The sequence below is a fragment of the Streptomyces deccanensis genome, from assembly GCF_022385335.1.
Lineage (GTDB): Bacteria > Actinomycetota > Actinomycetes > Streptomycetales > Streptomycetaceae > Streptomyces > Streptomyces deccanensis.
This window is the reverse complement of the sequence record NZ_CP092431.1, coordinates 6863750-6876190: the sequence shown is the minus strand read 5'-3', so window position 1 is coordinate 6876190 and position 12441 is coordinate 6863750. Positions and strand designations below refer to the sequence as shown.

Sequence of the window (12441 nt, the reverse complement as noted above, 5' to 3'; positions counted from 1 at the left end):
GGTGGTTATCCCTTCACGGCGCCCGCGGTGAGGCCCGCGGCCATCTTGCGCTGGACGAGGAGGAAGAGGACGACGATCGGCACGGCCATCATGGTGGAACCGGCCATCATCGGGGCGTATTCGGTGCCGTGCTTGGTGGTGAAGTTGCCGAGCCAGACGGTCGCGGTCTGGTTCTGCTGGCTCATCAGCATCAGGGCGTACAGGTACTCGTTCCAGGCCTGGATGAAGCCGTAGACCGAGGTCGCCACCATGCCCGGGGCGAGGAGCGGGAACACCACGCGGAGGAAGGCGGTGGTGCGGGAGCAGCCGTCGACCATCGCCGCCTCCTCCAGTTCGCGCGGGATGTTGACGATGAAGCCGCGCAGGGTCCACACGGTGAACGGGAGGATGAAGGTCAGATACGTGATGATCAGGCCGGTCAGACGGTCGTACTGACCGAGGTCGTTCAGGAGCAGGAAGACCGGGATGATCATGGCGACCAGCGGGACCATCTGCACCGCCAGGATGCCGACGATGACGATCTTCCGGCCGCGGAAGGCGAAGCGGGAGATGGCCAGGGCGGCCAGCATGCCGACGACGACGCCGATCAGGACGACCGTGAGGGACACGACGAAGCTGCGGCCGACCGGGCCCCAGAAGTCGGCGATGTCCAGCGCGCGGCCGAAGTTGGAGAAGGTGATCGACGTCGGCAGCAGGCTCGGGTCCGGGTCGATGGCGTCCTTCGCCGGTTTGAACGCCGTGTTCAGCATCCAGTAGACGGGGAAGCCGGCCGTGACGAAGACGAACAGACCGAGGAGGTTCCAGCCGAGCTTGGACTTCCGGGGGCCCGGGACGGTGGCGGTACTCATTCGACCTCTCCGATCTTCAGCATCTGACGCATGTAGACGCCGATCACGCCGAGCAGCAGCAGCACGGTGAGCAGGGCGATCGCCGAGCCCTGCGCGTAGTCGTTGACCACGAACGCCTTGTCGTACGAGTAGGTCGTGAGCAGCTGGAACTCGGCCTCCGGGTGGCCGTTGCGCATCACGAAGACCTGAGGGAAGACGCCCATGTCCCAGATGACGGAGAGGGTCGTGAGCATCACGATGATGGGCTTGAGGATGGGGAGGGTGACATAGCGGAAGACGCCCCAGGCGCCGGCGCCGTCGAGGCGGGCGGCTTCCTCCAACTCCTTGGGGACCTGGGTGAGTCCGGCGCTGAGGGTGATGACGACGAACGGCACCGCGCCCCAGACGACCAGCAGCGTGATGACGGCCAGTCCCTCGGGTCCGCTGGCGAACCAGTTGTGGCCGATCATGTCGACGCCGGGGAGTTTGCTGAGGAGCGCGTTGAAGATGCCGTAGTCGGAGTCGAAGAGCCACTTGAAGACGGTGGTGGCCACGATGATCGGCATGCCCCAACTCGCCACGAGCGCGATGTTGACGAGTGTCTTCACCCAGCCGGAGACCCGCTGGAGCAGCAGGGCGATCGCCATGCCGATGACCATCGTGAAGACGACGCAGGCGGCGGCGAAGACGACGGTCCGGACGACGACCGCCCAGAACTCGCTGTCGCCCAGCACCTTGGCGAAGTTGTCGAAGCCGACCGACTCCGCCGGCTTGAACCCCCACAGCTGGGACTGGCCGAACTCCTGGAAGGAGAGGGTGCCGAGACGGACGAGCGGGTAGCCGAGGACGACGGCGAGGATCAGCAGACAGGGGGCCAGCAGGGCCCAGGGCACGGCGGCTCCGCCGGACGTCCGCTTCCTGGCGGGACGTTCCGGCGCCGCCGACGGTGGCGGAGGCCCGGGCCGCGCGGGCGGCACCTTCGCGGGGGCTGTCGTGTCTGCGGCACTCATCGCGCGCTCCTAAGCAGATGAAGGAGGGGCCGGCAGCAGCGCCCCCGAAGGGGCGCGGGAACTGCGCGACCAGCCACGACGCACCGGCACCGAACCCGACACCTCATCGCGGCACTTACGTCAATCGACCACCGGCCGGCCCTCCGGCACCGCCGGCCGGACCCGGGGCCCCACCGGTCGAGCCGATGCGGCACCCCGGTCGGGCCCGGCCACCACGGCCGGGCCCGACCGGCAGGTCACCTCACTCGTTGTTGATGACCTTGTCGATCTCGGCGTCAGCCGTCTTCGCGGCCTCCTCGACCGACTGCTTGCCGGTGCCGATGGACTGCAGCATCGTCTGGAGGATCTGCGCCTTCTCGACCTGGCCCCAGCCCGGTGCCATCGGCACGAACCAGTTGGACTCGGCCGCGGTGGCCGGGACCGCTGTCGCCGGGTCGTCCTTCAGCGTGGCGAGGTCGGTCTTGTTGTTGGGCAGGTTGCCCTTCTCCATCAGCCCCTTCTGTCCGGCGGGCCCGGTGAAGGCGTTGATCCACTCGGCTGCGACGGTCTGCGCGTCGGACTTCACCGGGACGGCGAGGTCGCTGCCGCCGAGGAAGACGGGCAGGTTCTTGCCGGACGGGCCGGGCATCACGAAGTTCTCGACGTTGCCCGCGAGTTTGCCGGTCTTGTCGTTCTCCTTGGCGGCGGCGGTCGCGCCCTCCCAGGCGGGGGCGAAGATCATGCCGGACTTGCCCTGGCCGTAGACGATGTAGCGGTCGGACTCGTCCTTGGTCTTGTCGCCGTGCATGTACGTGTCGACGACGTTCTTGAACTCGTTCAGGCCCTTGATGGACTCCGGGGAGGAGAGGTTGGCCTTCCACTTTCCGCCGGACTCGACGGCTATGGAGCCGCCGGCGTCGTAGACGAAGGACATGGCCGCGTACCAGTCGCGGGTGGGCTGGTACCAGGCGCTGAACTTGTCGCCCTGCTTCTTCTGGACCTTGTCGAGGGCGGCGGTGAGCTCGTCGTACGTCTTCGGCGGGGTCTTGACGCCCGCGGCGGCGAAGACGTCCTTGCGCCAGTTGGCGACGCGGCCACCGGCGTAGTACGGGACGCCGTAGGTCTTGCCCTCGTAGGTGACGGAGGCCTTCAGGCCGTCCAGCCAGGCGTCCGCGTTGTCGAACTTCGCCTGGTCGAGGGGGGCGAAGGCACCCTTGACCATGTAGGCGAGCATCTCCGTGTTGCCCATCTCGACCACGTCGGGGGCCTTGTCGGTGGCGAGGACGGCGTCGAGCTTGGCGTTCTTGTCGGGCCAGCCGTAGTACTCGTGCGTGATCGTGATGCCGGGGTGCTTCTTCTCGATCGCCGCGTCGGCGGCCTTGACCAGTTCCGGCCAGTTGTTCTGCGCGTCGACCGTGAGCCAGACGGTCAGCTCCTTGGTGTCCGCCCCCGTGTCCGAGCTCTTGTCCTCGCCGCCCCCGCACGCCGCGATGGAGACCATCATGCCCGCGACACAGATCGCGGTCGTCAGCTTCCTCTTCACGCCACCCTCCTCAGGGATGCCATTGCTCAGGGATGCCACAAACCCCCCTGCTCCCCGCGGTGACAGACGTACCGCCCATGGGGCCAGGACCTGGACCAATGGTGTAGACCAGTACGCCGGAGCTTGGCTCAGACCATTCGCCGTGTCAAGGGTGCTCGAACCCCCTCCCACCAGCCGTTATGCGACCTACATATGCAGGAACCTTTATGTAATAAGCCAGCGAAAACCGCGCGACTGAGCCACACTCTTCGGGTAGACCACTGCGCCGTTCCCAGGTGGACCACCGGAGACCCCTCCGTGGACTAGACCAGCGGGGCCTGTGCGGGTATACAGAGGGATCACGCCACGAGGAGCCGGGAAGGCGGAGCATGAGCACCGACGTCAGCAGTGCGGAGAACGAGAACGGGGCGACGGTCCGTACCGCACGCGTGCCCAAGTACTACCGCCTGAAGAAGCACCTGCTCGACATGACCGAGACGCTTCCGCCCGGCACCCCGGTACCGCCCGAGCGCACCCTCGCCGCCGAGTTCGACACCTCACGGACCACCGTGCGCCAGGCGCTGCAGGAGCTGGTGGTCGAGGGGCGGCTGGAGCGGATCCAGGGCAAGGGCACGTTCGTGGCCAAGCCGAAGGTCTCCCAGGCGCTGCAACTCACCTCGTACACCGAGGACATGCGCGCCCAGGGGCTGGAACCCACGTCCCAGCTGCTGGACATCGGCTACATCACGGCCGACGACACGCTCGCGGGCCAGCTCGACATCACCGCCGGCGGCCGGGTGCTGCGCATCGAGCGCCTCCGCATGGCGAACGGCGAGCCGATGGCGATCGAGACGACCCATCTGAGCGCCAAGCGCTTCCCGGCCCTGCGCAGGTCGTTGGTGAAGTACACCTCCCTCTACACGGCGCTCGCCGAGGTGTACGACGTCCGGCTCGCCGAGGCCGAGGAGACCATCGAGACCTCGCTGGCCACTCCGCGCGAGGCCGGTCTGCTGGGCACGGACGTGGGCCTGCCGATGCTGATGCTCTCCCGCCACTCGCTGGACAAGGACGGTCAGCCGGTGGAGTGGGTGCGGTCCGTGTACCGGGGCGACCGGTACAAGTTCGTGGCCCGGCTCAAGCGGCCACAGGACTGAGCCACCTGGCGCCAGGTGCGCTCATACCCGCCACTCCACACAACCTCCGCATCCGATATCCGGACTGGGGGTTCCGTACGACGGAACGCGTCCCTTAGATTTCCTGCGCGCTCAGCAGGTGACCAGGCGAGGGGACGGAGTCGGACATGTCAGAAGCACCCGAAGTGAGACCACCGGGGGCCCCGGTGGTGACACCTGTCAGGGTGGTCATCGCCGTGTGTCTGATCGCCCCGTTCGTGGCGATGCTCTGGGTCGGCTCGTACGCCAAGACGGACCCGGCGTTCATCGGCATCCCCTTCTTCTACTGGTACCAGATGGCCTGGGTGCTCATCTCCACCGCGCTGACCGGCACCGCGTACGTCCTGTGGCGGCGTGACCAGCGCGCCCGCAGGTCCGAGACACAGGGCGGGGGTGCCGCGAAGTGAAGGACGGCGTGAACGGCGTGGCACTCGCCGTCTTCATCTTCTTCTTCCTGGCCGTCACGGTCATGGGCTTCCTGGCCGCGCGCTGGCGCAAGGCCGAGAACGAGCACAGCCTCGACGAATGGGGCCTCGGCGGCCGGTCGTTCGGCACCTGGATCACCTGGTTCCTGCTGGGCGGCGACCTCTACACGGCGTACACCTTCGTGGCGGTCCCGGCGGCGATCTACGCGGCGGGCGCGGCGGGCTTCTTCGCGGTGCCGTACACGATCCTCGTGTACCCGCTGATCTTCACGTTCCTGCCCCGCCTGTGGTCGGTCTCCCACAAGCACGGCTACGTGACGACCTCGGACTTCGTCCGCGGCCGCTTCGGCTCGAAGGGCCTGTCGCTGGCGGTCGCGCTGACCGGCATCCTCGCGACGATGCCGTACATCGCCCTGCAACTCGTGGGCATCCAGGCCGTCCTGGACGTGATGGGCGTCGGCGGCGGTGAGGACACCAACTGGTTCATCAAGGACCTGCCGCTGCTGATCGCGTTCGGTGTCCTGGCGGCCTACACCTACTCCTCCGGCCTGCGGGCCCCCGCGCTGATCGCGTTCGTGAAGGACACCCTGATCTACATCGTCATCGCGGTGGCGATCATCTACATCCCGATCAAGCTCGGCGGCTTCGACGACATCTTCGCCAAGGCGGGCGAGGCCTACAGCCAGACCAACCCGGCGACGGACAAGCCGCGCGGCGCGCTCGTCCCGGGCGACGCCAACCAGTGGACGTACGCGACACTGGCCCTCGGCTCGGCGCTGGCGCTCTTCATGTACCCGCACTCGATCACGGCGACGCTGTCGTCCAAGAGCCGTGAGGTCATCCGCCGCAACACCACGATCCTGCCGCTGTACTCCCTGATGCTGGGCCTGCTGGCCCTGCTGGGGTTCATGGCGATCGCGGCCGGGGTCCAGGTGCAGAACGGCCAACTCGCGATCCCGCAGCTGTTCGAGACGATGTTCCCGGACTGGTTCGCGGGTGTGGCCTTCGCGGCCATCGGCATCGGCGCCCTGGTCCCGGCGGCGATCATGTCCATCGCGGCGGCGAACCTCTTCACCCGCAACATCTACAAGGACTTCATCAAGCCGGACGCCACGCCCGCGCAGGAGACCAAGGTCTCCAAGCTGGTGTCCCTGCTGGTGAAGGTGGGTGCGCTGGCCTTCGTGCTCACCATGGACAAGACGGTCGCCATCAACTTCCAGCTCCTGGGCGGCATCTGGATCCTCCAGACCTTCCCGGCCCTGGTCGGCGGCCTGTTCACCCGCTGGTTCCACCGCTGGGCCCTCATCGCGGGCTGGGCGGTCGGCATGCTGTACGGGACGATCGCCGCGTACGGGGTGGCCTCGCCGACCCAGAAGCACTTCGGCGGCTCGTCCGCCGAGATCCCCGGCATCGGCGAGATCGGCTACATCGGCCTGACGGCCTTCGTCCTCAACGTCGTGGTCACGGTGATCCTCACCTTCGTCCTACGGGCCGCGAAGGCTCCCGACGGCATCGACGAGACCAGGCCCCAGGACTACACGGCGGACGCGGGCGACCCGGGCGTCCAGGTCGAACTGCCTCCGGCGACGGCGGGCTCGAGCCACTAGGCGTGGCCTCCGGCCGACCCCGCGTCCGGTGCGTTGTCGGGTGCGGGTGGGTGGGGGCTGGTCGCGCAGTTCCCCGCGCCCCTGAAAGGCCTACGGCCTTTCGGCCCGAAAAAGCACGGGGCGCAGCCCCTGCTTTTTCAGGGGCGCGGGGAACTGCGCGAGAAGCCCCACCGGACGGACGCATGGGGGTCAAAGGGGCGCAGCCCCTGGAGGATGGGACGGGTAGGGGCGGCGGGGGCGCAAAACACCCGGCTACGCTGAAGCGGTGACCCGCCCCCCGATCGTCCTGGACAGCGACCCCGGCATCGACGACGCCGTAGCCCTCCAGTACCTCCTGGGCACCGACCTGTGGGATTTCAAGGCATACACCTCCGTCGGCGGCAACCTCCCCGCCGAGGCGACCTACACCAACGCCCGAGCCCTGGCCAGAGCCCTCCGCATCGACCCCCACGTCCCGGTCCACAGAGGCGCCGGCCGCCCCCTCTCCCGCCTCCCCTACCGCGAGGCATCCGCCTTCCACGGCCCCGCGGGCCTCGGCGGCGAAACCCTCCCCGACTCGACGGCCCCCCACCCCACGGAGTCGTCCGCCCAGGCCCTGCTCCGCCTGTCGAGGGAGTACGAGGGCGAGCTGACGGTCTGCGCCACCGGCCCCCTCACCAACGTGGCCATCGCCCTGCTGGAGGACCCGCACTTCGCCCACCGCGTCCGCAGGTTCGTGTTCATGGGCGGCGCCGCCCAGGTCCCTGGCAACTTCACCCCCGTCGCCGAGTTCAACATCTGGGCAGACCCGGACGCCGCCGAGATCGTCCTCTCCTCCGGCATCCCGTTCACCATGGTCGACCTGGACGCCTCGCACCGCTGGCTCTTCCGCCCCGAGGACCTCGCCGCGCTGGAGGCCGCGGGCCCCGGCACCGCCCTCGCCGCGCGGCTGATGCGGACCTACATGGACGCCTACACCCGCCACGGCGGGGACGGCACCTGTCCGCTGCACGATCCGCTGGCCGTGGGCGTGTGCGGTGACGAGGCGTTCGTCGAGGTGGCCGAGGGTGCCGTCGTCGTGGAGTGCGCGAGCGAACTCACGCGCGGCCAGACCGTGTTCGTGCCGGCCGCCGCCCGGCGCGTCTACTACTCCGAGTCCCCTGCCCTGACCGCCCGTCTGCGCGCCACCGGCCGCGTCGCGCTCGGGCCGGGCACCCGCGACTTCAGCTCGGACTTCGTGACGACGCTGCCCAGGTGGCCTGCGACGGCCTGACAAAATCCGATAGTCCGACGGACGGCGGCCCCTGTGGAAAACCGCCGACCCGCGCAGCCGCCCCTCGTGCACACTGCGACGCATGGACATCACGATCAGGCCGGCGGCTCCCGACGAGTACGCCGCGCTCGGCGAGATCACCGCCCAGGCCTACCTCGGAGACGGACTGCTGGACTTCGGGGAGAGCGACCGGTACCTCGACGAGCTGCGGGACGTGGCGAAGCGGGCGGCCGAGGCCGAGGTGCTCGTCGCGGTCGCGGACGGGCAGGTGCTGGGCGGGGTGACCTTCGTCCCCGCGGGCGGGCCCATGGCCGACATCGCCCGCGCGGGGGAGGCCGAGATACGGATGCTCGCGGTGTCCCCGGAAGCCCGAGGGCGGGGTGTCGGCGAGGCACTCGTGCGGGCCTGCCTGGAGCGTGCCCGCGCCGTCGAGGGCTGTGTGCGCGTCGTTCTGTCGACCCAGCGGAGCATGCACGCGGCCCATCGCATCTACGGACGGCTGGGCTTCACTCGCACACCTGAGCGCGACTGGAACCCCCTCCCCGACCTTCTCGACATCACGCTGATCACCTATGAGTTGACGCTCTGACACCCTGCGAAACCGAACGCGACACAACATGTGGGGGTGACACCGCGCCCCGGCACTAGATGTATGCTCATGCTCGCTGTCGCCGCAGGGGAATCCGGTGTGAATCCGGAGCTGTCCCGCAACGGTGTACTCGCGTGCATTCATCGCCATATGTGCACGCCTGTTCAGTCCGAACACCTGCCGACAGTGCGCCCGGCCGTCCGGTCCGGGTGCCGTGACGTCCGGGCCTCGTGGAATGGGCCGGTGGACGCGACGCTCCCGTGCGCTCGTGTGCTGCCGCCTGCCCTCCGCAGGGCCCCCAGCCGAGCGAGGGAGAGCCCCACGTGACCATCGCGCCAGCCGATCCGGTGTCGGCCGATCCGGTTTCAGCCGACCTGGCTTCAGCCGAGCCGGTGCCCGTCGACCCGGTGTCAGCCGACCCGGCGTCGGAGACCGACGGTCCCGGTACCGCGTTGCTGCGGACCCTGACCGAGCTGACCGCCGACCTCCCCGACGCCGATCCCGGCCGGGTCGCCGCCGCCGCGCTGCGCGGCCGGTCGGTGCGCGCGTCCTCCGCCGAGATGGTCGCGGAGCTGCGTGAGCTGGCCACGGAGGCCGCCGCGGGCCTCATCGCCGAGGACCCCGCCTATTCGAGACTGGCCGCCCGGCTGCTGGCCGTCGACATCCGTGCCGAGGCGGCCTCGCAGGGTGTCACGACGTTCACCGAGTCCATCGCCGTCGGCCACCGGGAGGGCCTCGTCGCCGACCGTACGGCCGCGTTCGTCCGCGCCCACGCCGAGCGTCTCGACGCCCTGATCGACCCGGCCGGAGACGACCGCTTCGGCTACTTCGGTCTGCGCACCCTGCACAGCCGCTACCTGCTCCGGCACCCCCTCACCCGCAAGGTCGTCGAGACCCCCCAGCACTTCATGCTGCGGGTCGCCGCCGGCCTGGCCGAGGACACGGGAGCCGACACGGAGGCGGGCCTGCGCGCCCTCGACGAAGTCGCCGCGCTCTACGGGCTCATGAGCCGCCTCGACTACCTCCCTTCCTCCCCCACGCTCTTCAACTCCGGTACGCGACACCCCCAGATGTCGTCCTGCTACCTCCTCGACTCCCCGCTGGACGAGCTCGACTCCCTCTACGACCGCTACCACCAGGTGGCCCGCCTCTCGAAGCACGCCGGTGGCATCGGTCTGTCGTACTCCCGCATCCGTTCGCGCGGTTCGCTGATCCGGGGCACCAACGGCCACTCCAACGGCATCGTGCCGTTCCTGAAGACGCTGGACGCCTCGGTCGCCGCCGTGAACCAGGGCGGCCGGCGCAAGGGCGCGGCCGCGGTCTACCTGGAGACCTGGCACTCCGACATCGAGGAGTTCCTGGAGCTGCGCGACAACACCGGCGAGGATGCCCGGCGTACGCACAACCTGAACCTGGCGCACTGGATCCCGGACGAGTTCATGCGCCGGGTCGCCGCCGACGAGCAGTGGTCGCTGTTCTCCCCGTCCGACGTGCCCGAGCTGGTCGACCTGTGGGGCGCGGAGTTCGAGGCCGCGTACCGCAAGGCGGAGGCGGACGGCCTGGCGAGGAAGACGATCGCGGCCCGTGACCTGTACGGCCGGATGATGCGCACCCTCGCACAGACCGGCAACGGCTGGATGACCTTCAAGGACGCCGCCAACCGCACGGCGAACCAGACGGCCGAGCCGGGCCATGTGGTCCACTCCTCCAACCTCTGCACGGAGATCCTGGAGGTCACGAACGACGGGGAGACGGCCGTCTGCAACCTGGGCTCGGTGAACCTGGGCGCGTTCGTCGACCGGGCGACGGGCGACATGGACTGGGCGCGGCTGGACGCGACCGTCCGCACCGCCGTCACCTTCCTCGACCGCGTGGTCGACATCAACTTCTACCCGACCGAGCAGGCGGGCCGCTCCAACGCCAAGTGGCGTCCGGTCGGGCTCGGCGCGATGGGTCTCCAGGACGTCTTCTTCCAGCTGCGGCTGCCCTTCGACTCCCCCGAGGCGAAGGCGCTCTCCACCCGGATCGCCGAGCGGATCATGCTCGCCGCGTACGAGGCATCCGCCGATCTCGCCGAGCGGTCCGGCCCGCTGCCGGCCTGGGAGAAGACCCGTACGGCACGCGGGGTGCTGCACCCCGACCACTACGACGTCGAGACCACCTGGCCGGAGCGCTGGGCGGCCCTGCGTGAGCGCGTCGCGACGACGGGCCTGCGCAACTCCCTGCTCCTCGCCATCGCGCCGACGGCCACCATCGCCTCGATCGCCGGGGTGTACGAGTGCATCGAGCCGCAGGTGTCGAACCTGTTCAAGCGCGAGACGCTGTCCGGTGAGTTCCTCCAGGTCAACTCGTACCTGGTGAAGGACCTGAAGGAGCTGGGCGTCTGGGACGCGCGCACCCGTGAGGCGCTGCGCGAGTCGAACGGCTCGGTGCAGGACTTCGCGTGGATCCCGGCCGACGTCCGGGCGCTGTACCGCACGGCCTGGGAGATCCCGCAGCGCGGTCTGATCGACATGGCCGCCGCCCGCACGCCGTATCTGGACCAGTCGCAGTCGCTCAACCTCTTCCTGGAGACGCCGACCATCGGCAAGCTCTCCTCGATGTACGCGTACGCCTGGAAGTCGGGCCTGAAGACCACGTACTACCTGCGCTCCCGCCCGGCGACCCGCATCGCCCGCGCGGCACAGGGCCAGACGCAGGCCCAGGCGCAGCAGCCCGAGAAGACCATCCCCGTCCAGCAGTCGGCCGACCCGGACGCCGTCGCCTGCTCTCTTGAGAACCCCGAGTCCTGCGAGGCCTGCCAGTGATGTCCAGCAACCAGAATCTCCTCGACCCCGGCTTCGAGCTGACGCTCCGCCCGATGCGCTACCCGGACTTCTACGAGCGCTACCGGGACGCGATCAAGAACACCTGGACCGTCGAGGAGGTCGACCTCCACTCGGACGTCTCCGACCTCGCGAAGCTCTCCCCGGCCGAGCAGCACCTGATCGGCCGTCTGGTCGCGTTCTTCGCGACGGGCGACTCGATCGTGGCGAACAACCTCGTGCTGACCCTCTACAAGCACATCAACTCCCCGGAGGCCCGGCTCTATCTGAGCCGCCAGCTCTTCGAGGAGGCCGTGCACGTCCAGTTCTATCTGACGCTCCTGGACACCTACCTCCCCGACCCGGAGGACCGGTCGGCGGCCTTCGCGGCCGTGGAGAACATCCCCTCCATCCGGGAGAAGGCGGAGTTCTGCTTCCGATGGATGGACTCGGTCGAGAAGCTGGACCGGCTGGAGTCCCGGGCGGACCGCCGCCGATTCCTGCTCAACCTGATCTGCTTCGCGGCGTGCATCGAGGGCCTCTTCTTCTACGGCGCCTTCGCGTACGTCTACTGGTTCCGCAGCCGGGGCCTGCTGCACGGCCTGGCGACCGGCACCAACTGGGTGTTCCGCGACGAGACGATGCACATGTCCTTCGCCTTCGAGGTCGTGGACACCGTCCGCAAGGAGGAGCCGGAGCTCTTCGACGACGAGCTCCAGCAGCAGGTCACGGACATGCTGAGGGAGGCGGTCGAGGCCGAGCTGCAGTTCGGGCGCGACCTGTGCGGTGACGGTCTGCCGGGCATGAACACCGAGTCGATGCGGCAGTACCTGGAGTGCGTGGCCGACCAGCGGCTCACGCGCCTCGGCTTCGCGCCGGTGTACGGCTCGGAGAACCCCTTCTCCTTCATGGAGTTGCAGGGCGTGCAGGAGCTGACCAACTTCTTCGAGCGGCGTCCGTCCGCGTACCAGGTCGCGGTGGAGGGCACCGTCGACCTGGACGAGGACTTCTAGGGGGTCCTCGGAACTCCTGGGCGGTCAGGCGGGGCGGGCGACGTGGTGCGACGCCCGCCGCGCCTCCGCCGCCCGCTGGAGCTGCCGGTCGACGCGCCGGTCGTGCACGGCGCCGATGATCGCGGGCAGTACCACCAGGGCGAGGAGTCCGAGGACGGCCAGTGTTCCGATGAGTCCTTGCAGCTGTGTCGTATCCATGGACACCACTGTCGCGCCGAACACTCCTGACAAACAGTGGCAG

The 12441-nt window shown here is 68.9% G+C and carries 11 protein-coding genes and 1 riboswitch; of the genes, 7 read left to right on the top strand and 4 right to left on the bottom strand.

Annotated features, from left to right (window positions below):
* Positions 1–5: 5 nt before the first annotated feature.
* From L3078_RS30675 to L3078_RS30665, 3 genes are all read right to left on the bottom strand, one after another.
* Positions 6–848 (bottom strand): carbohydrate ABC transporter permease, encoded by an 843-nt coding sequence (locus tag L3078_RS30675; protein ID WP_239757174.1) that lies wholly within the window; start codon positions 846–848, stop codon positions 6–8.
* Positions 845–1837 (bottom strand): carbohydrate ABC transporter permease, encoded by a 993-nt coding sequence (locus L3078_RS30670; RefSeq protein ID WP_239757172.1) that lies wholly within the window; start codon positions 1835–1837, stop codon positions 845–847. The genes L3078_RS30675 and L3078_RS30670 overlap by 4 nt, the downstream gene beginning before the upstream one ends.
* Before the next feature lie 241 nt (positions 1838–2078).
* Positions 2079–3359, bottom strand: a complete 1281-nt coding sequence (locus L3078_RS30665) for an extracellular solute-binding protein (RefSeq protein WP_239757170.1) — start codon at positions 3357–3359, stop codon at positions 2079–2081.
* Between the two features lie 368 nt (positions 3360–3727).
* Here L3078_RS30665 and L3078_RS30660 point away from each other — a divergent pair, with 368 nt between their 5' ends.
* The 7 genes from L3078_RS30660 to L3078_RS30630 all read left to right on the top strand — a co-directional run bounded on the left by L3078_RS30660 (position 3728) and on the right by L3078_RS30630 (position 12200).
* Positions 3728–4492: a GntR family transcriptional regulator gene (locus L3078_RS30660; protein ID WP_033525434.1), complete on the top strand. Its 765-nt coding sequence runs from the start codon at positions 3728–3730 to the stop codon at positions 4490–4492.
* 146 nt (positions 4493–4638) lie between these two features.
* Positions 4639–4917, top strand: coding sequence for a DUF3311 domain-containing protein (locus L3078_RS30655; protein ID WP_239757168.1), 279 nt, complete (start codon positions 4639–4641; stop codon positions 4915–4917).
* Positions 4914–6542, top strand: coding sequence for a monocarboxylate uptake permease MctP (gene mctP, locus L3078_RS30650; protein ID WP_239757166.1), 1629 nt, complete (start codon positions 4914–4916; stop codon positions 6540–6542). The genes L3078_RS30655 and mctP overlap by 4 nt, the downstream gene beginning before the upstream one ends.
* 265 nt (positions 6543–6807) lie before the next feature.
* Complete coding sequence (locus tag L3078_RS30645; RefSeq protein ID WP_239757164.1) at positions 6808–7794, top strand: nucleoside hydrolase; 987 nt, start codon at positions 6808–6810, stop codon at positions 7792–7794.
* 82 nt (positions 7795–7876) lie between these two features.
* Positions 7877–8383, top strand: a complete 507-nt coding sequence (locus L3078_RS30640) for a GNAT family N-acetyltransferase (protein ID WP_239757162.1) — start codon at positions 7877–7879, stop codon at positions 8381–8383.
* 63 nt (positions 8384–8446) lie between these two features.
* Positions 8447–8582: riboswitch (cobalamin riboswitch) on the top strand.
* A 124-nt stretch (positions 8583–8706) separates the two neighbouring features.
* On the top strand, positions 8707–11190 hold the full coding sequence (locus L3078_RS30635) for a ribonucleoside-diphosphate reductase subunit alpha (RefSeq protein WP_239757160.1): 2484 nt from the start codon (positions 8707–8709) through the stop codon (positions 11188–11190).
* Positions 11190–12200, top strand: coding sequence for a ribonucleotide-diphosphate reductase subunit beta (locus tag L3078_RS30630; RefSeq protein WP_239757157.1), 1011 nt, complete (start codon positions 11190–11192; stop codon positions 12198–12200). The genes L3078_RS30635 and L3078_RS30630 overlap by 1 nt, the downstream gene beginning before the upstream one ends.
* Before the next feature lie 24 nt (positions 12201–12224).
* Here the strand turns inward: L3078_RS30630 and L3078_RS30625 are convergent, their stop codons facing one another.
* Positions 12225–12398 carry a hypothetical protein gene (locus tag L3078_RS30625; protein WP_239757156.1) on the bottom strand — a complete coding sequence of 58 codons (174 nt, stop codon included), beginning with the start codon at positions 12396–12398 and terminating at the stop codon, positions 12225–12227.
* Between the last annotated feature and the right edge of the window lie 43 nt (positions 12399–12441).